The organism is Bacillus sp. EB106-07-01-XG149 (genome assembly GCF_058791555.1).
Window position 1 is genome coordinate 326,326 of sequence record NZ_JBYTDP010000005.1, and the last position, 18,459, is coordinate 344,784.

An 18,459-nucleotide genomic window follows, 5' to 3' on the forward strand; every position below is an offset into this window, starting at 1 on the left:
GAATTAACAAATGCAAAAAATTGAAAGAAAGCTTTACTCCGTCGGGAATAAAGCTTTCTTCTTTCCTTTAGGAATTATAGCAGACGGAATGAGAGATAGAAAGAGATATTTTAAGGTGAAAAAAGAGAGACTGTAAATCTCTCTTTTTAATAATTTGAAGCTTATAAAAGGATAAATGAAAGTTTCGCTTTAAACGGTTGTTTTGAAATGAGAAACGAGAACTTCAAGTTCTTGTACGGTCGTTTTCATTTCAGAAGCTTTTTTAGCAACGACACTCATTTTATTTACTTGGTCACCAGCCGAAGTTGCTGTTTGTGATGTTTCGGCGGCAACTTCATTTGAAATAGAGGCGATGTTATTTAAAGCTGCATTCATTTCTTCTGAACTTGCGGCCATTTCTTCAGCAGTTGCAGACATTTCTTGCATTTGTGTAGAGACTTTGTTAATGTAATTAACAATTTCCGAGAATGAAGATCCAGCGGTACGAATGACTGTAATTCCTTCCGAAGCCTCTGACTGACCTTGTGTCATCATTTCATTTGCTATTTTTGTGTCAGCTTGAATTTGATGAAGTAAATGGTTAATGTCAGTTGCCGCTAGCTGAGATTGTTCAGCAAGTTTTCGTACTTCATCGGCAACAACGGCGAATCCTTTTCCATGTTCGCCAGCACGAGCTGCTTCAATTGAAGCATTTAAAGCGAGTAAATTCGTTTGTTCCGCGATATTAGAAATGGATTGAAGTGCAGTATCAATATGATTCGTATGTGTAATGAGTCGCTCTACTACTTGTGATGTAGCGTTAACAGCTTCGTTAATTGTATGCATTTGTGTAATAGATTTCTCAATGACTTTATTCCCACTATCTGCTTTTTCTGAAGTTGTAACAGCTAGGCTAGCAACAGAGGAGGCAGATTCTGCAATACGCTGAACACTCGTTGTCATATCGTCCATTGCAGTTGAACTTTCTTCGATACTTGAAACTTGTGAACGAATATTATACTCAAGAGCATTCATAGTTTCTTCGGTTTTTGCTGTATTTTCCATAGAAGCAGTGGTTTCGATAAACACATTTTCAGACGCTTCTTTTACACTTGTTGATGTTTGTTGCACTTGTTTTATGATACGTTGTAAGTTAGCGAGCATTTGATTAAAGGAATTGGCGATATCACCAATTTCATCTTTACTCGTTACGTGTAATCTAGCAGTTAAATCGCCATCTTGAGAGGCTAATTCTTTTAATTTCTCATCAATTTGTCGTATCGGTTTAACGAGTTTACCAGAGAACCACCATGCTAATAAAATAGATGTTAACGTACATGTAATGAGAGAGAAGAAAATAATATATTGAATAAGAGATGAAGAAGACTCTACGTCAGCAATTAATGCGTCACGTTTATCATTTTCTTCATTTGCATATTTAGTAAAACGGCTTAAAAGATTGTTTACATAATCGGTTTGAGCTAAAGCGATTTTGGATGCTTCGTCCCATTTTCCTTCGCGAGCGAGAGGGAGGGCTTCATTATCTATGACGCTTCGCCATTTTGCTCCCATTAAAATCGCTTCTTTCATTCCTTCTGGGAGTTTTTTATCACTTGTTACTTTCTCTCTAGTATCAGCAAGTTTTTTTCCTTCTCGGTTGAATTTATCCAATCCTTTTTGATCATGTGACAGTAAATATTCTTGTAAACCGGCAACTTGTGCTTGGAACCAATCACCACGTTCTTTTAAAATTGTTGCTCGTTTAGATACATCATTTTTTAACGTTTCAATTTCGCTTGCTTGGTTCATAGCGAATGAAAGAATAACAATAAGAGCAATACTAAATAAAGAAGAAATGCTTAAGAGTGTGAACAGTAGTTTTTTGCGAATACTAACATATTTCATCGTTATCCCTACCTTTAAAAACTATTTATTATGATTTATAAATATTAAGAACGACATTAATAAAAACACCATTATGAAGTTATTAATCTGTTCAATGAAAATTATAGCAGATAATGGAAGATGGCAGATTAATATGAGTAAATGTTCTTAAAATGTATACATTTGTATATCAAAAAGTTCATAAATAAAAATGAGAAATGCTATTGTAATTTGAAATAACATCATGTATACTTCTAATTAGTTGATAACGATTATCACTATCAACTGTAACATTACTCTTCGTTATGTTGGTCATACCCCTTTTTGACGACGTAAGTCAGAGACGAAATGTTGAAATATCTTGTGTCCTATTCTACAGAATTATGGTAATCTCCAACCTCAACTTATATGCGTGAGCATGCAAAAAGGATCCTATCCGTGAAGGGATCCTTTTTTGCATGCTGTCGCAATTAATGTATATAGACCTGGTATATGTTCTTCAATTCCTTCCGGTGCAGTAGGAGGGAAGACCCACCTTTGATGAGACCCGTGTTCTTCAATTAGTTTTTCAACTTTAAAATGTTCTTGTGCAAGTGTTGTAATAATTTCTCCTAGCGTCCAGCGACGGATGGTTGTTTTAGGCAATGATTCTTTCTGCGCTTCTGTAAGAAGGATGCTATAAGCCACATCATCTTCAATCAATTCTTCATCGAAATAATTTCCATTGGCCCGAAATGATGGGTGGTCTACTCCTAATAATTTCGTGTAAACAGGATGATAGTCACGAAGGATAAGCGTTCCATCTCCTTTAAGCATGGTAGCAATTTTTTGAAAGAGCGGTTTTAAATCTAGAAAGTAATGGAGTACACCAAGTTCCAGTAATACGATATCAAATGATTCGGAGAGCTGCACATTTAGTACATCAGAAACGACATACTGGATAGAGACACCTGCTGCTTCCGCAAGTTCATTTGCATATTTTGCATTACTTGCTGAAATATCAACAACTGTTACATCAGCGCCTAAAAGAGCGAGAGCAACGGCTTTATTTCCTTTTGACCCGAGTAAGTTAATAATACGTTTTCCTTTTGGAGATTGTATGTAAGGTAAATAGTGTTCTACTTCGCGCACGGGATCTTTCATAAGCTTTTTTGCATAATCGGCTGGTGCCCCGTGGCGATTCGTCCAAGCTTCATAAGCAGCTGCATTCCAGCTTTTTTCATTACGTGTGCTTAGTTGTTTTTGATTCAATCGTATCACTCCTTTTGTGAACGTATAGTTATTCTGCAGGAGAAGGGGATTTCCTTTTCTTTTTGAATTTAAGTTTGATTTTTCTGCAATTAAGTCGTAAAATACGTGTTATATATAAAAGCGTTGAAAAGGAAAAGTAGAATGAAATCATTCTGTCCAGAGAGCTTCGGTAGCTGAGAAGAAGCAAGAATATTCATTTGAACAATGGCCTTTGAGCTTCGTCCTGAACTTATCAAATGATAATAGTAGGCGGTGACGAGAGTTGGTACTCGTTATCAAAACCACAGTATAAGAGCATATAGCTCCGTACTTGTTAAGGCTAATTATGTGAGTAATTGGCGAAATAAGGTGGTACCGCGACTGTTTATAAAGCCCCGCCCTTATCTTTTTTAAGATAAGGGCGGGGCTTTTTTATATTTAAAAGGAGGAATGTAAGATGAGTATTTTTATTGGAGGCGCTTGGCCGTATGCAAATGGTTCGTTACATCTTGGACATATTGCGAGTTTGTTACCTGGAGATATTTTAGCACGTTATTACCGGGCAAAAGGTGAGAATGTGTTGTATGTTTCGGGAAGTGATTGTAATGGAACACCGATTGCAATTAGGGCAAAACAAGAAGGTGTGACGGCGAAGGAAATTGCTGATAAGTATCATGAAGAATTCCAGCGATGTTTTCATAAACTTGGTTTTACGTATGATTGCTATACACGTACAGATAGCGAGCACCATCATGAAACTGTTCAAAAAGTTTTTTTACGTTTATTAGAAGAAGATTATATTTATAAAAGGACAGTGGAACAAGCGTATTGCGAAGCATGTACGCAGTTTTTACCTGATCGTTATGTAGAAGGCATTTGTCCACATTGCCATGAAGCAGCAAGAGGAGATCAATGCGATGCGTGTGCAGCTATTTTAGATCCACTCGATTTGCTAGAAAAGAAATGTAAGTTATGTGGTAGTACGCCATCGATACAGGAAACAGAGCATTTCTATTTCGCATTGCATACATTTCAGCAGCAAATTAAAAGGGCTGTAGAAATCGCAAAGCAAACAGGGGCATGGCGTGACAATGCGATTCAACTAACAGAGAGATATGTAAAGGAAGGATTACTAGATAGGGCCGTATCACGTGATTTACCAATCGGGGTACCAATTCCAGTAGAAGGGTATGAAGATAAGAAAATTTACGTATGGATTGAAGCAGTGACAGGATATTATTCGGCGAGTAAACATTGGGCTGAAGAAACAGGGAAAGATGATCAAGAGTTTTGGGATAGAGAAGCGAAAACATATTATGTGCACGGAAAGGATAATATTCCATTTCATTCCATCATTTGGCCAGCGGTATTGCTTGGAATAGGAGAAGGAGCCATTCCTCGTCATATCGTTTCGAATGAATATTTAACAGTTGAAAAAAGAAAGTTATCTACGAGTAAAAACTGGGCAGTATGGGTGCCTGACATATTAGAACGTTACAATCCAGATTCTATTCGTTACTTTTTAACAGTAAATGCACCAGAAAATCGTGATACTGATTTTTCATGGCGTGAATTCATTTACAGTCATAATAGTGAATTGTTAGGTGCATACGGGAACTTTGTGAACCGGACATTAAAGTTTATTGAAAAATATTATGATGGCATTGTGCCGAATGGAATTATTAATGAAGAGCTGAAAGAGAAGGTAGAAGGATTATATATAAATGTAGGAGAGTTGATTGAGCAAACTAAATTTAAGGTGGCGCTAGAAACAATATTTGATGCCGTACGTTTTGCAAATAAATACTTTGATGAGAGGCAGCCTTGGAAACAACGAGAAGATGATCCAGCTTCATGCGAAGAAACGATTTATAACTGTGTGTATCTTATCGCTAATTTTGCAAATCTCCTTGAACCGTTTTTACCATTTTCAAGTGAAAGAGTTAGAAACACGTTATCGATTGTGAACCGAAATTGGGAGCCTCAAAACACGTTGCCGAATAGAATTGATAGTGTGCAGCCACTATTTGAACGAATCGATGTAAAACAAATCGAGCATGAGATAGAAAAGCTATATGGAGCAGTAAAGTGAGATAGAGAAAAAGACCTTTCAAATCAATGAAAGGTCTTTTGTTACGCACTATGCACGCTACTATGTTTCTTTTCTTTCCTAGCCGTAAGCAGCTGAGGGGTGAAAATGCCAAGTAGTATAAAGATGATCCCAATCCACTGCATGAAGGTTACGACTTCATGTACAAGTGTAATAGAAGCGATAATGGCCGTTGGTAATTCAGCTGCTCCTAGTATTGTACTAAGTCCTGTTCCTACTTTCGGTACACCAATTGAAAAACAAATGACAGGTACGACAACGCCGAACAATCCGAGGAAGAAAGCGTATTTCCAAAGACCGGTTTGCAGGGCACCATCCGTTAAAAAGGTTGGCGGGAAGAATAGGCATACGATAAGAGTAGCACTTGTTGTCATAAGAAAGCTTTTCGTATAAGGCGGAACTTCTGTAGCAACACGCCCGCTTGCAAAAACATAGAATGAAAAAGAGACAGCGGCTAATAGACCAAAGATAATACCTTTCGTGGAAAAGTTTTGTCCGAGACCTTCAAAGACACCGCCTGCAAACAATGTTCCAGTAAATAAAATAATGATAGATATAACTTTCTCACGGCTTGGTAATGTTCGATTAGCGATTGCTTCTATAACTACACCAATCCATGTGAACTGGAAGAGTAGGACAACAGCGATAGATGCTGGTAGTTCTTCTACAGAAATAGCGTAGAAGATACCAGTCATACTCATTGTTGTGCCAACTGTTAGTAAGGAAAAGAATTGCTTTTTTGTTACTTTATGACGTGAAACGAAAAGAACGAGCAGAAGAAGCCCAATCCATCCGAAGACATATTGTCCTCCTAATAGTTGATGTGCTGAAAATCCATCAATGAATCCGAGTTTGAAAATCGTTGAAAGTACGCCGTAGCTACAAGCTCCGAATAAAACAAGTAATGAATACTTAAATTTCTCCATGAAAATCCTCCTTTTAAATAATAAAAAACGCCCGCTATCCAAATAAGGACAACGGGCGAACGAAACAGAGTAAGACACTCTACAAAATTCCGCCACTCATACGAAGTATGAATTTGGGGTATGAAATTGTAGTAGGTTTTTACATTGCTTTTGGAAATACAATGGAGCATTTTACACCTTGAGGTGTGTTTTGTATCCCATAAGGAAACTGATGCTTATCTAGTATTTGTTTTACAATGTATAACCCAAGACCACTACCTTGTACTAAGCCGTGTTTGTCAGGGTTTGCGCGATAGAATGGTTCAAATAAATGGGCAAGTTTATCTTCATCTATTTGTGAACCTGTATTTAGTACTTCTAATGCGTAACCGTTTGGCTTTTCATAAAGCTTTATATATACATGCTGATGGTCAATTGTGTAATGAATTGCATTTGAAATAATGTTAAAAATAGCAGTTTGAATAAATTTAGGGTCAGCTAAAATTTGTACATCTTGCTTAATGTTAGATTGAACATTTAATTGCTTTACAGATACAAAGTAATCTACTTTCTTCATAACATCCTCAATAATAGTAGTTAATGAGATAACTTTTAAATCAGGTTTAAATTGAGGGTTTTGTATTTTGGATAATTCCGACATTTTTTCCGTTAATATGTTAATATCTTGCATCATTTCATAGGAACGTTTTAAATATTTATCTCTATCTTTATAAGCTCCAATTCCGTGAATCATGCCATCTAGTTGTCCCATAACGGCTGCGATTGGTGTTTTTAATTCATGGGATACCATAGACATAAATTCTTTACGAGATTGTTCTAATTGTTGTTCTCTCTTGAGCTCGTTTCTTAAATCTTGATTGCTTGCATGTAAATTCTTCACGATATTTGGGACCTGTGAAGCAGCTACTTGTAAATTAAAATCAGTTTGGTCTGTATTTTTGTTAAGTAGCTTTTTATCTGAGAAATCAAGATTCATAATATCTTTTAAAGCATCGCTCATAAATTGAAAAGGTTTGGCAATTAGTTTTGTATAAATTAAAGATCCGAGTAAAGATAATGCAAGCATTGTCGCGCCAATATGTGGAGCTAATTGCTGCAGTACATCTGTTAATTTTGGATTATCTTGTGCATCATTTGTTTTACTTGCTGCATTTTGTTTATGTAAGGCATCATTAGTAGCGACTTGCTTTTCCATCTCTGTAAGTGGAGCAGAAGTGCTATTTTTCCCCGTACTACTTTGTGTATGTTCTTTTGCTTTTGCAGTTTGGCTAGGCTGCAAAAGATGATTGATAGCTGTAGAGAGTGATTTATAATCTATAATAGAAGATTGGAAATTAAAAATGTCTCCCTGTGATACAGCTTTATTTTGATTCGTTTTACTTTGGTCGTTTTGTTTGTCTGAATCCGCTTGTTCTGTAGACAGCGCTCCATTTTCTTTTGCAAAACGTTCTTTATCGTAGTTTGAAGCTAGGAAGTAAATAATTTGATAAAGACAAAGTGATAAAAGAATACAAAATAATAAGGTTTTGATGAAAATATTTTTGGTGATGTTGTCTGTGCTACGATTCGATTTTGTAGCCAATGCCTTTCACCGTTTTAATATAAGGAATCCCTAATTTTTTTCTTAAGTTTTTAATATGTGTATCTATAACTCTTACATCACCATAATGTTCATAGCCCCATACCTTATTCAGTAAATCACTTCTTGATAATACTTTTCCCCGATTTTGCAGTAAAGTATAAATAATTTCAAATTCCTTTGTTGTTAATTCAATTTGATTACCATGAACATAAGCGGCATATGCTGTAGAATTTAACATCAATTCACGGAATTGTAGTATAGTTGCAGTTTCTGCTTCCTTCGTTGCTGCCCTTCTTAATACAGCTTCTACACGTTTAATAAATACGGTGTAATGGAACGGTTTCGTAATATAGTCATCAATACCTAATTCAAATCCTTTAATTTCACTTTCTTCATTATGTAAGCCTGTTAACATAATAATCGGTACATCAGATTGTCCTCGCATAATTTTACAAATACTATAGCCATCTATATCTGGTAACATCACATCAAGGAGGACAAGATCGTATGAATTTTTTTGGAAAAGAAGAATGCCTTCTGTTCCAGCGCCAACGACATCAACGGTAAAGTTTTGTGCCATTAGAAATTCACGAATTAGTTCTTGTATATCTGGGTTGTCTTCAATCACCAGTATATGCGTCATAGTAACACCTCCTAAATAACGCTTTTTACTGCAATATTCGAATTCATCATTTTTCCGATGACTCAGATTGTTTATACATATAATAAGCCCCCGCCATAAAATAATCATGAAAGTAGCAAGGGGAGTTGTTTAGTGAAACTGAATATTTAAGAATTACAGTAATTCTATTATAGTATGTATTGTAAAATTTATAAAATATTATAACTGTATAATTTTAATATCCATGTTTATCAATGTTTAGATGTTACTTAATACAATCTATCCCTATTATATATGTAAATACAGTTGTTTTGCTACTGTAAATGAAGAAATAAAATAAGCCAAGATATAAAATTCTTGGCTACACGTAAATCGTGTTGTTAGGTTATTTTACAGTGACAGTAGCCTGCTGGGGAATACGCTCAAATAACCAGTGTATATCATTGTTATACATACGAATGCAACCTAGTGTTGTCCATTTGCCAATTGCCTGATTATTGTTCGTACCATGAATCGCATAAGTTGTTCCGTAAGTTCCTGCCATGTTTAGTCCGAGCCAACGGTCACCAAGTGGATTACGTGGATCGCCGCCTTTAATTTTGCCTGTATAATAAGGACGATTTTTAATTTTATTTACGATTTGAAAAGTACCTTTAGGTGTAGGAGTAGCTGCTTTTCCAGTAGCGACAGTAAAACTCTTTATAAATTTTCCATTTTGATAATAATCCATTTTATTTAACTGCGTGTTTACAATCAGTTGATCGTTCGTTGTAGCTGCCTCAGCATTTGTGAATGGAATAGTTAAAAATCCTAATGATAATAGTGCGCTTAATAATAGTTTTTTCATTATATTCTCCTTTTTACTATTGTAATAGTCTTACATACACTGAATTTGCAATCCTCGTAATACTTTATTTACATTTTCATCTAATGTTTCAAAGAAGGTAGTAATCTTTGGATTTTGTTTGTTGTTTTTATCAATAAGTAATCTTTCATTTAGTAAAAGTTCACCATGTAGTCCAAAACTTTGAACTTGAATATTTAGCTCATCTTCAGTTTCAGAAATAATTGGTAAGAAGTAGTGGAAAGCTTTCGTTGGAATGATGTAACTTTTACCAATCATGCTTTCTTGATTTGAATTAATCCATTTTTTCGTAACAATCTTAATGTTCTTTTTTGAAACGATAAAAGACAGTGTTGTAGATTTTGTTAAACTTACGTCAAATTCACTTGTTTCACATATGTGTAAATTAAAAACGGTTTCATTTTGGTGAGATTCAACATTTGTATTAATAAAATCGTGCATTTTATAAGCTTCCATTTCTTATTCACCCTTTTTTTAATTTCGAAAAGCGACTTATATTTATTCAATTTAATGATTAGTAATATATTAGTTAAATTTTTCAACAAATTCCGCTATAATCTTACAATACGTATATGAAGCTAATATGAAGTTAGTATGAGTTTGTAGTGGTTTTTTATTGAGAACGAAATAAGGTGATTTTTAAGTGTTAAAAACTGGATGAAAAATGTATATTAAGGCCAGGTTTCTCACGGTATATATTTGTTAAGTTGTTTTTAAATGAACGTACATAGAAGTAAATAAAGAACAGAAAACTTTAGTGTGAGCCTTACAAAAATGTAATAAAAATGTAAGCTATTGTGATAGTTATTTCGACAATTTTTTTATACAATAATAGTAAGAAGTTGTACGTGATTGAAAGGAGAGATGACATGGAATGGATTCATGAATTATTTCAGCAATACGGGTACTATGTTGTACTTGTTGGTTTGCTGTTAGAATATATTGCACTTCCTTTTCCGGGAGAGCCAACGTTAGCATATGCAGGATTTTTAGCGCAGAAGGGCGATTTAAGTTTACCGATTTTAATTATCCTATCCTTTATTGGGACAAGTGTAGGAATGACAATTCAATACTTTTTAGGAAATAAATTAGGTATGCCCTTTGTTCAAAAGTATGGGAAATACGTATTTTTAACACAAAGAAAAATCGACTTAACAAGAATGTGGTTTGATAAGTATGGATACTTCCTGATTTTTATCGGTTTCTTTATTCCTGGTGTACGTCATTTTACAGGATACTTTGCAGGAATTATTAACTTACCATTCCGTCGTTTTGCAATTACAATTTACTCAGGTGCTCTATTTTGGGTATCATTCTTCTTAATCGGTGGTTACTGGTTAGGTGGCAACTTACATGATATTTTTGGAGTGTTAGAAGGTCACATCGGTAAAATTATTTTTGGAGTGATTGTGATTGTAGCAATTACGTTAGGTGTTCGTTTCCGCAAACAGTTGAAACGAGTATTGTTACAAAACGCAAGTTAATATGAAATCCATTCTATGTCAAAATTTAGGAAGGCAGTGCAAACGCACTGCCTTTTTATTTTATATTCCAATCTATTCTCAACTTTCCTTTTAACTTATTGCCATTAACTATAATGTAATACGTTCCCGTCTTAATTGCTGCAAATTGGTATGCATTAGGACCGTTTGAAGCTAAATAATTTTCTTCCTCTTGAAACTCACTAGCCATTTTTACGGCTCCCATGTAGCCATCCGGATTTTCAGCTCGTGATTCAATGGTAAATTCTAATATGTCACCTCGTTTTAGTTCAATGGGGACTTTATGTTCACCACTAAAATGTTGAAAAGATGCTTCGAAAGAGTTTTCTGTTTTTGTTTCGAGCCATTGTTCTTTTGATGTTCCAACCTTTTCTAGATCGATAAAGTTGATTGTGATAAATATAATAAGCATAATGCCTGGCACGACATATTGTATCCACTTAAGTTTTGTTGCTATAACTGCACATAAGTAGAAAAAAAGAGAACACACTGCTCCAATTGATCCGAGAAACAAGAACTGTATTAGACTAGCTTCTTTAAACATTAGGAATGGAAGAGAAAATAAATAGCCGCAAAAAATATAAAGGCATAATGTCTTCAGTCTTGTATATGTTTTTAATTTCAATTTATCGATGCAAATAGAACAAAAAATTGCATATGCCGCAAGAATAGGAACGAAGGGAACATATAGTAGTTCTCGTAATCCAGCTAAGAAACTATATAATGTTTGTTGACTAGTTGTTAAGAGAAGCGTGCTAATAAGTAATAAAAATAATAATAAAGCTGCTGTAAGCTTAGTAAGAATGTAAGAAAAGGTAGATGTTTTCTTCATATGGAACCTCCTTTGTTTAATATTTCACATTCATTATATAAGTTATTTTCATCATAATACATCTTTATTTTTGTCAATTATTATAGTCGTAATGACAATTATAATTGACAAAAATAAAGATGTTATTTACAATTTTAATTAAATAAATGAAAAAGAGGGAAGACATGAAGCTTCAAAATCGAGTGAGGGAATTGCGAGCAAAGCATCGTTTATCACAAGGGGATTTAGGGAAAGCGATAGGATCATCACGGCAAACGATTAGTTTAATTGAGCGCGGGGATTATGCACCATCTATTGTATTGTCGTTAAAAATCGCACACATTTTCAAAGTACCGGTGGAGGAAATATTTGCGTTAGTGGAGGGGGAAGAGGATGATGAAGAGTAAACGAAAAAAACAATTTGATTTTGTGGGGAAAATAGCATTAAGTATGATGGGTGGCTTTTTAACATCTTATATAGCTTTAAATTTACTCTCGGATGAACCGAGAGAATTATCATCTAATACATTTATAGGTGTATGTACTATTTTTGGAATTTTAATGATGTACTACACTTGGAAGAATACACGTATGTTAGCGGAGGCACGCGATGAAGAAGAGAGCGTACAAGGCAGAAAATTAGGCATTATAAGTATATATTTACGTGTAGGTGATATAGTTACGCAGGCATGGTTTGTATATGCAGTTATTACATGTAGACGTGCACTGTTGCAGGATACAAATGTTTCATTTGCAGTGTGGAATTTAGTAGCTTCTATCTTCTGTTTAACTATTGTAGTGGTTATCGGGCTCATAACAAAAAATCGTTATAACAAGCTATATCCTGAACAAGGTGTAACGTATATAGAATCTATGAAAATGTGGACGAAAAATGCAGATGAAGGATTAAAGCACATTGTGCATGAGGCTGGATATAAAGCGTATGAATTTACGAATACAATATTAGCATATGTATGGTGGGCTGCCGTTATATATACAGCGGCTAGTGATATCGATTTTGTATTAATTGGCTTAATCTCATTTATTTGGATATTGCATCTTGGAAAATTCATGTACGAAATGCATAGAAAAATGATTTATTAAGGGGAGAAAAAGGTGGATATTTTAAGAAGGCCAGCTGGTTCACTGACAGTGGCGTTAATTCTGTCCATTTTATACGGAGTAATCCGAACTGGAAAATTAGAAACAATGTTGAACATATGGGTATTATTGGCTATTTTTCTGTTAGTGGTAATCATTCATGAGTTAGGACATGTCATATTCGGCGTAATGGGTGGTTTGACATTTAAATTTATGACAGTAGGGCCTATTACTGTTCAAAAAGAGAAGGGGAAAGTACGTATTCGAGAAAATAAATTATGGGCGTACTTCGGAGGCGTGGCAATGTTAATACCGCCTTCTATAGTAACACCGAACCTTTCGAAAAAATGGGCATGGATGACTTTAGGTGGGCCAATTACAAGTTTCCTATTTGGTATTACTTTTGGTTACATATACATGGTGAGTTATTATCAATATCTGTTATATTTTTCTGTTTTCCATTTTATCATTTTTGCGGTTACAATCGTGCCGATAAAAGGAACACTTATGAGCGATGGTATGCAATTTCTCATTTTAATTAAAGATGATGGAAAGGCGAGGCAGCATTTATATAATATTCAAGTATCAAGTGAGTTATTTAGTTATAAGAGGCCGAAAGATTGGGATAAGAGATTAGTAGAACTTACCGAAGATAAAATAAAAGAACATAAAAGTATAAGAGAGATCATGAGCGGACTTATGCTTGTCTTCCTTGCCCGGTCGGATCAAAAGGGAATGGAAAAAGCGATACCGTATGTAGAACAAATCGTGAAACTCCCTGTAACGAAAGAAAATAAATTTTTCGTTAGTAGTTTTCATAGTTGGTATCTTTTATATAAAGCTCTTTATGAGATGGATCGTCTTTCTCTGCAAGAAGCGAAGGAACATTGGAAGGCCATTACAAAAATAGACTTACATGGGTATTATCGAGCACAAGCAATTGTTACATATGCAGAGAATGATTTAGAAGCTTCCCGTATGTATATGAAGAAAGCCGATAAAGAATTACAGAATGCTGAAAAGAATGAACTGGGATATTTACAATTAGAGAGAGAATGGTTTGAGCAGTTGAAAGAGAGGGTATCTTACGATGGGTAAGGTATCCTCTTTTTTCTATGTCGTCTTCTGCCGTTTCATAAAAAGTCTGTGGCGAGTAAAATAAGATAAGAAGAGCAAAGCTTGGAGGAATTCTAGATGGAAATTTTAACGATTATTTTAATAGTCTTGCTCATTTATGCTGTTTTTAAAGTAGCATATGTGGCATTAAAGATACTCGCGATCCTATTAGTTATCTTTTTAATCGTAGAGTTCGGCAGTAAATTGCTTGGGGGATAGGGTATGTTGTACGCTTTGAGTGTCGAAGGATGTCGGTAAGTTGATATCCTGTGTCGAAGCGTCGATATAATGAAAAAATCGCCGATATAAGTGGAGAAATGATCGATATATTTAAAAAATCGTTGATATATTTTAGTGAATACTGAATGGGGTATGTGGAAAAGAAGTTGCCGTGGGGGTAGCTTCTTTTTATTTTAGTGATGGGGTATGAACAGGAAAGAGTAACAAAACAAAAAAGCTGGAAGAGTATCTTCCAGCTTACGAGTTACTTTCAATTTGGCGACCGTTCTCTTCTTCATTGTCTTGTAAAAGGTTGAATACGTCTGCTAGGCAGAATGCAATGAACCAAGTCCATAGACCGTGGAAGAAAGCTGAGCTTAATTGAAGTGGTAATGTATAGTTAGTCATTGAGTAGGAAATACATCCGCCAACGATTCCGATCATTGTTAATAACATTGTTTTTTGTGCATTTTCTTCTGGATTGAAGAGGAAGTAAATGTATCCACCTAAAATTGAAGCGCTTACAAGCGTTTCGATTCCATTAAAAATAATATTCTCTCCAAGCTGAGTGTTTGTCCAGAAGCAGATTGTTCCGCCGATAATAGCAAACAGGACAGCTATTGTATATCTTATATATTGATTCATATGTTCATCTCCTTATGTAATAAGATGATTTGGAAGTCAAAAAGGTAGGTATAGTATATTGAAGTGAATTTTAGTTGTACGTATCTTTTTATAAAAAGATCATGGAAGAATAACTAAGATGATCGGTTTTTTAAACCGTTACGTGTATGGTGTTTGAAATATACCTGACTGCTCGTTTCTTTTTGCTTGTAAAAATAAGAGAAACTTCCAAGTCTATATACTCTTTTTTTGTGAGTCTGCTTTCATTATAACACATTTAGGGCCACAATAATAGAATTATCTGATTTTGTAATAAGTGTAAAAAATAAAAATCGCAAGGAAATACCATTAACAATGCAGTTTAGTGGAAGAAGGATTTTAATTTATTATGATGAAATATGTAATCAAGGTGAGATCTAAGAAGGAGGCTTAAATACTATAAAAAATGTTTTGTAGCATGAATGTAAGGGAGGAGAGCTAACTTGGAGATCACAACAGAAAGATTAATAATTAGACCTTTTAAGAGTACTGATTTACAGGATGTATTTGCTATTTATAATAATGATGATACATGTAAGTTCCTATTACATAATAAGTGGACTCATGAAGACATGCAGAAAAGATTTAATAAGAAGCTAGCAAATAATGTACTTACTGAAGAATCAATATTAAGTTTGGCAGTTATATACAAGACTAAAGTAGTTGGTGATTTATCCGTATGGTACACAAATATGAAAGACACTGTTGAGATTGGTTATAGTTTTTCAAATGAAGTAGCTGGGAGAGGTTTGGCAACAGAAGCAGTAAGTAGTTTGGTATTTAAATTATTTAATGAATTTCATGTACATCGTATACAAGCTAATCTTGATGCACGTAATACAGCTTCACAAAAATTGTGTGAACGAATAGGCATGAGAAAGGAAGCCCATTTCATACAAGATTTTTGGAGTAAAAATGAATGGACAGATAGCATTGTATACGGAATGCTATCCTCCGATTTGTAGTAATAAACTTCGTGATTTTATTATGCTAAAGGGTGCGTTAGTTGAATAACAAAGGGCATAACATATTATATATGACTAATATGTTATGCCCTTTCATGTATTAACCTTTTTTATATGCGTTTGAAACGGCCGACAATTTCAACTGTTTCAGTAATGTTCATGAATGCTTTGTTATCCACTTGACGGATAATACGTTTCATTTCGCCTAACTCATAGCGAGTCACGACAGTGTAAATCATTTTTTTCTTATGGTTTGTATAGCCGCCGACAGCATCTACCATTGTCACCCCGCGTATGCCGTGATGCAATAGTGCGCTTTTTATTTCCTCGCCTTTTTCTGTAACTGTCATTATCGTTAATTTAATATGTTTCGTATGCACAGCATCGATAACTTTGCTGACTACAAACCGGCTAATTAACGTATAAAGTGTAATATCCCATCCGAAAATAAATCCTGCTGCAACAAGTAAGATTAAGTTGAATCCAAAGATGATTGCTCCAATTGAAATATCTCGATGTTTCGCTACAATCAATCCAACAACATCAAAGCCACCTGTTGAAGAAGCAAATCGGAATATGATTCCGGAAGCTGCTCCGCAGATTACACCACCAAATACAGAAGACAGTAAAATATCGTCTGAAACTTGGTGTACCGGGATAATGTTCATCGCTAACGATGATATAGCTACAAAGTACGCTGTTAAAAAGGTTGTCTTCTTGCCTAAGTAAAAGTGACTTAAAATAAGAAGAGGAATGTTTAGTAAAAAGATAAGTGCACCGATATTGTAGTGCATTAAATAACCGATAATCATCCCTACACCAGCGAAGCCACCGCTAATCATGTTATGCGGGATAAAGAACATATTCATAGAAATTGCATACAAAATAGAGGCTACGAAAATAACAACCAACTGTATGATAAATTCTAAGTGAAATGTTTTAGCTGCTGGGAAGGATAAAAAGGCGGTGTCGGGAACGTAATCGGCGTCTCCTAGTTGACCCATAGTATGTTTCATCTCCATATTCATTTTTGATTACAAGAAGAGAATAAAGGTTTTTTCAAAAACTGGCAATAGTTTTATTATAATGCGAAAATTTTATAAATTTCTAACAAATTAAACCTATACAAGGATACGTGTGAATATACTAAAGAAAGCGAATACATTAGTTTTTTAGCATAGTTTTCTTGAGAAAATATGCAAAATACTTTTTTGACGATAAAAGGAAATAGAGAATGTTTGTTGAATGTGCTAAAATGACCTTATTAAGGATGTGAAGCGATGGAATTTTTATTGCAGGATGCAATTCTATATATATCGTTTGTAACGACAGCACTTTGTTTATTAGAAGTTTTCTTCCTTGCTAACGTTTCTCGCTTTGTGCGTCAGCAAGCATCAAGCGGTAGACAAAGGGCTTTTAAACTAGTTAATACGTGTGAAGAGGGTACTGGTAATGTATCGCTTTTCTCTATTTTTTATAAATATGGAATGATTCGTTCTGTGCGCAGACAAGAATCCAGTGAAGAGAATGACGAGGTCGGTCCGTATACACCAATGTTTCGCTAAATAATTACGAAACATTGGAGGAATGAACATGTTAAAATCATACCGAGCTGCGCTCATTAGTTTATCAGTATTACTTGTTTTTGTTTTATCTGGCTGCAGTAATGCAGGCACAATCGATGCACATAGTACGGGAATTTGGGATCATTATTTCGTATATCCAATCTCGTATATGATTCAATTTGTTGCTCATCATATACCGGGAGCTAGCTTCGGGATTGCTATCATTATTATGACGCTCGTTATTCGTTCAGCAATGATCCCATTAGCTGTTTCGCAATATCGTAGTCAAGCGAAAATGAAGAAAATGCAACCTGAACTGCAGAAGCTGAAACAAAAATACGGTGATGTGGGTAAAGATCTTGAAAAACAAAAGCAGTATCAAAAGGAAATGTCGGAACTAATGAAATCAGGCGGTTGGAATCCTCTTGCTGGTTGCTGGCCACTCTTTATACAAATGCCGATTTTCTCTGCTTTGTATTATGCGATTAGCCGAACAGAAGAGATTCGCACATCTTCATTTTTATGGGTGAACTTAGGACATGCAGATCCTTATCATATATTACCGATTATCGCAGCATTAACGACATTTATTCAGATGAAAGTTTTCCAATCTAATATTACACCTGGAGAGCAAGTACAGATGCTGAAAGTGCAGCAAATTATGATGCCAGCAATGATTCTATTTATGGGATTTGCGGCGCCATCAGGACTTGTGTTGTACTGGATAACGGGTAATTTATTTACAATGACACAAACAATTGTATTAAGAAGAATAATGGAACGTGAAGAATTACAATTACAAAAAGCTTAGAACAACGCCGCTCGGGATGAGCGGCGTTTTTTTGTTAAGTCGTTAAGGAAATGTTAAGAAACCAACATTACTATAGGCATTGTATACGAAAGTGTACATGCTTTAGAAATATGAAGGAGGAAATTTCCTATGAAGAAGAAAACAGTTGGGTATTTAGCGATTGCAGGTGCTTTATCATTCGGAATCATTGGAGGAGTCGGTATTCCGGCATTCGCGGCAACGAATACTCCAGCAGCTGAGCAGTCTACAAAAACGGCGAAAAAAGATTTGGATGACGCTACAAAACAAAAAGTAAAAACGATTATGGACGACACAAAGAAACAGTTGAAGGAGTTAGGTGTAAACCTTCCAGAGAAAGAAAAACGGAAAGATATGTTTGCAGGGCTAGATGATCAGGCGAAAGAAAAAGCGAAATCGATTTTAGAGCAAGAGAAATCCGGTAAATTAACACGTGAACAAGCAAAAGAAGAATTAACAAAGCTAGGTGTGAAATTCCCTGAGAAAGGTA

19 protein-coding genes, 1 pseudogene and 1 other annotated feature are annotated in these 18,459 nt (G+C 35.0%); of the genes and pseudogenes, 10 read left to right on the plus strand and 10 right to left on the minus strand.

Translation table 11 applies throughout. From position 1 onward, the window contains the following. Positions 1-189: 189 nt before the first annotated feature. Positions 190-1,884 carry a methyl-accepting chemotaxis protein gene (locus AC3WTA_RS21365; RefSeq protein ID WP_000878431.1) on the minus strand — a complete coding sequence of 565 codons (1,695 nt, stop codon included), beginning with the start codon at positions 1,882-1,884 and terminating at the stop codon, positions 190-192. A gap of 411 nt (positions 1,885-2,295) precedes the next feature. Beyond that, on the minus strand, positions 2,296-3,114 hold the full coding sequence (locus AC3WTA_RS21370) for a class I SAM-dependent methyltransferase (RefSeq protein ID WP_001072278.1): 819 nt from the start codon (positions 3,112-3,114) through the stop codon (positions 2,296-2,298). A 114-nt stretch (positions 3,115-3,228) separates the two neighbouring features. Then, positions 3,229-3,499: a binding site (T-box leader), on the plus strand. Positions 3,500-3,550: 51 nt separating this feature from the next. Here AC3WTA_RS21370 and metG point away from each other — a divergent pair. Next, positions 3,551-5,185: a methionine--tRNA ligase gene (gene metG, locus AC3WTA_RS21375; RefSeq protein WP_492333018.1), complete on the plus strand. Its 1,635-nt coding sequence runs from the start codon at positions 3,551-3,553 to the stop codon at positions 5,183-5,185. A 41-nt stretch (positions 5,186-5,226) separates the two neighbouring features. On the opposite strand, the gene AC3WTA_RS21380 is transcribed toward metG, so the two are convergent. The 5 genes from AC3WTA_RS21380 to AC3WTA_RS21400 all read right to left on the minus strand — a co-directional run bounded on the left by AC3WTA_RS21380 (position 5,227) and on the right by AC3WTA_RS21400 (position 9,654). Then, the gene (locus AC3WTA_RS21380; RefSeq protein ID WP_000410504.1) at positions 5,227-6,129 is read right to left on the minus strand and encodes an EamA family transporter; all 903 of its coding nucleotides are present in this window, start codon (positions 6,127-6,129) and stop codon (positions 5,227-5,229) included. A 139-nt stretch (positions 6,130-6,268) separates the two neighbouring features. Continuing rightward, entirely contained in the window at positions 6,269-7,711 is a 1,443-nt protein-coding gene (locus tag AC3WTA_RS21385) for a sensor histidine kinase (RefSeq protein WP_000201984.1), read from the minus strand. Beyond that, positions 7,689-8,354 (minus strand): response regulator transcription factor, encoded by a 666-nt coding sequence (locus tag AC3WTA_RS21390; RefSeq protein ID WP_000148838.1) that lies wholly within the window; start codon positions 8,352-8,354, stop codon positions 7,689-7,691. The genes AC3WTA_RS21385 and AC3WTA_RS21390 overlap by 23 nt, the downstream gene beginning before the upstream one ends. Before the next feature lie 364 nt (positions 8,355-8,718). After that, positions 8,719-9,180 carry a L,D-transpeptidase gene (locus AC3WTA_RS21395; protein ID WP_000735052.1) on the minus strand — a complete coding sequence of 154 codons (462 nt, stop codon included), beginning with the start codon at positions 9,178-9,180 and terminating at the stop codon, positions 8,719-8,721. Positions 9,181-9,210: 30 nt separating this feature from the next. After that, a complete protein-coding gene (locus tag AC3WTA_RS21400) occupies positions 9,211-9,654 on the minus strand; it encodes a DUF3978 family protein (protein WP_000388759.1) in 444 nt (147 codons plus the stop codon). A gap of 413 nt (positions 9,655-10,067) precedes the next feature. Between AC3WTA_RS21400 and AC3WTA_RS21405 the strand changes: the two genes are divergently transcribed. Next, positions 10,068-10,682: a DedA family protein gene (locus AC3WTA_RS21405; RefSeq protein WP_000454765.1), complete on the plus strand. Its 615-nt coding sequence runs from the start codon at positions 10,068-10,070 to the stop codon at positions 10,680-10,682. 55 nt (positions 10,683-10,737) lie between these two features. Here the strand turns inward: AC3WTA_RS21405 and AC3WTA_RS21410 are convergent, their stop codons facing one another. Then, positions 10,738-11,532 (minus strand): hypothetical protein, encoded by a 795-nt coding sequence (locus tag AC3WTA_RS21410; RefSeq protein ID WP_000753816.1) that lies wholly within the window; start codon positions 11,530-11,532, stop codon positions 10,738-10,740. A gap of 164 nt (positions 11,533-11,696) precedes the next feature. On the opposite strand from AC3WTA_RS21410, the gene AC3WTA_RS21415 reads away from it, so the two are divergent. The 4 genes from AC3WTA_RS21415 (at position 11,697) to AC3WTA_RS21430 (ending at position 13,947) form a co-directional block, all read left to right on the plus strand. After that, entirely contained in the window at positions 11,697-11,918 is a 222-nt protein-coding gene (locus AC3WTA_RS21415) for a helix-turn-helix transcriptional regulator (protein ID WP_000776153.1), read from the plus strand. Beyond that, positions 11,908-12,615 carry a DUF3169 family protein gene (locus tag AC3WTA_RS21420; RefSeq protein ID WP_033657711.1) on the plus strand — a complete coding sequence of 236 codons (708 nt, stop codon included), beginning with the start codon at positions 11,908-11,910 and terminating at the stop codon, positions 12,613-12,615. Before AC3WTA_RS21415 ends, AC3WTA_RS21420 begins: the two co-directional genes overlap by 11 nt. A gap of 12 nt (positions 12,616-12,627) precedes the next feature. Continuing rightward, positions 12,628-13,710 (plus strand): M50 family metallopeptidase, encoded by a 1,083-nt coding sequence (locus AC3WTA_RS21425; RefSeq protein ID WP_000353764.1) that lies wholly within the window; start codon positions 12,628-12,630, stop codon positions 13,708-13,710. A 96-nt stretch (positions 13,711-13,806) separates the two neighbouring features. Then, positions 13,807-13,947, plus strand: coding sequence for a DUF3985 family protein (locus tag AC3WTA_RS21430; protein WP_000404783.1), 141 nt, complete (start codon positions 13,807-13,809; stop codon positions 13,945-13,947). Positions 13,948-14,205: 258 nt separating this feature from the next. Here the strand turns inward: AC3WTA_RS21430 and AC3WTA_RS21435 are convergent, their stop codons facing one another. After that, positions 14,206-14,592, minus strand: a complete 387-nt coding sequence (locus AC3WTA_RS21435) for a DUF3938 domain-containing protein (RefSeq protein ID WP_001077775.1) — start codon at positions 14,590-14,592, stop codon at positions 14,206-14,208. A 461-nt stretch (positions 14,593-15,053) separates the two neighbouring features. Here AC3WTA_RS21435 and AC3WTA_RS21440 point away from each other — a divergent pair, with 461 nt between their 5' ends. Then, positions 15,054-15,575 (plus strand): GNAT family N-acetyltransferase, encoded by a 522-nt coding sequence (locus tag AC3WTA_RS21440; RefSeq protein ID WP_000406911.1) that lies wholly within the window; start codon positions 15,054-15,056, stop codon positions 15,573-15,575. Between the two features lie 110 nt (positions 15,576-15,685). On the opposite strand, the gene AC3WTA_RS21445 is transcribed toward AC3WTA_RS21440, so the two are convergent. Continuing rightward, positions 15,686-16,579, minus strand: a complete 894-nt coding sequence (locus AC3WTA_RS21445) for a YitT family protein (RefSeq protein ID WP_000530033.1) — start codon at positions 16,577-16,579, stop codon at positions 15,686-15,688. A gap of 276 nt (positions 16,580-16,855) precedes the next feature. On the opposite strand from AC3WTA_RS21445, the gene AC3WTA_RS21450 reads away from it, so the two are divergent. The 3 genes and pseudogenes from AC3WTA_RS21450 to AC3WTA_RS21460 form a co-directional block, all read left to right on the plus strand. Further along, positions 16,856-17,140 carry a hypothetical protein gene (locus AC3WTA_RS21450; protein WP_000394931.1) on the plus strand — a complete coding sequence of 95 codons (285 nt, stop codon included), beginning with the start codon at positions 16,856-16,858 and terminating at the stop codon, positions 17,138-17,140. Between the two features lie 28 nt (positions 17,141-17,168). After that, positions 17,169-17,951 carry a membrane protein insertase YidC gene (yidC, locus tag AC3WTA_RS21455; protein ID WP_000920517.1) on the plus strand — a complete coding sequence of 261 codons (783 nt, stop codon included), beginning with the start codon at positions 17,169-17,171 and terminating at the stop codon, positions 17,949-17,951. A 129-nt stretch (positions 17,952-18,080) separates the two neighbouring features. Next, positions 18,081-18,459: pseudogene (locus AC3WTA_RS21460) on the plus strand (hypothetical protein); the annotation flags it as partial.

Bases quoted from the DNA above. Each gene is read 5' to 3' on its own strand.
- AC3WTA_RS21365 (WP_000878431.1), bottom strand. From the start codon at position 1,884: ATGAAATATGTTAGTATTCGCAAAAAACTACTGTTCACACTCTTAAGC.
- metG (WP_492333018.1), top strand. From the start codon at position 3,551: ATGAGTATTTTTATTGGAGGCGCTTGGCCGTATGCAAATGGTTCGTTA.
- AC3WTA_RS21380 (WP_000410504.1), bottom strand. From the start codon at position 6,129: ATGGAGAAATTTAAGTATTCATTACTTGTTTTATTCGGAGCTTGTAGC.
- AC3WTA_RS21390 (WP_000148838.1), bottom strand. From the start codon at position 8,354: ATGACGCATATACTGGTGATTGAAGACAACCCAGATATACAAGAACTA.
- AC3WTA_RS21395 (WP_000735052.1), bottom strand. From the start codon at position 9,180: ATGAAAAAACTATTATTAAGCGCACTATTATCATTAGGATTTTTAACT.
- AC3WTA_RS21400 (WP_000388759.1), bottom strand. From the start codon at position 9,654: ATGGAAGCTTATAAAATGCACGATTTTATTAATACAAATGTTGAATCT.
- AC3WTA_RS21405 (WP_000454765.1), top strand. From the start codon at position 10,068: ATGGAATGGATTCATGAATTATTTCAGCAATACGGGTACTATGTTGTA.
- AC3WTA_RS21410 (WP_000753816.1), bottom strand. From the start codon at position 11,532: ATGAAGAAAACATCTACCTTTTCTTACATTCTTACTAAGCTTACAGCA.
- AC3WTA_RS21415 (WP_000776153.1), top strand. From the start codon at position 11,697: ATGAAGCTTCAAAATCGAGTGAGGGAATTGCGAGCAAAGCATCGTTTA.
- AC3WTA_RS21420 (WP_033657711.1), top strand. From the start codon at position 11,908: ATGAAGAGTAAACGAAAAAAACAATTTGATTTTGTGGGGAAAATAGCA.
- AC3WTA_RS21430 (WP_000404783.1), top strand. From the start codon at position 13,807: ATGGAAATTTTAACGATTATTTTAATAGTCTTGCTCATTTATGCTGTT.
- AC3WTA_RS21435 (WP_001077775.1), bottom strand. From the start codon at position 14,592: ATGAATCAATATATAAGATATACAATAGCTGTCCTGTTTGCTATTATC.
- AC3WTA_RS21445 (WP_000530033.1), bottom strand. From the start codon at position 16,579: ATGGGTCAACTAGGAGACGCCGATTACGTTCCCGACACCGCCTTTTTA.
- AC3WTA_RS21450 (WP_000394931.1), top strand. From the start codon at position 16,856: ATGGAATTTTTATTGCAGGATGCAATTCTATATATATCGTTTGTAACG.
- yidC (WP_000920517.1), top strand. From the start codon at position 17,169: ATGTTAAAATCATACCGAGCTGCGCTCATTAGTTTATCAGTATTACTT.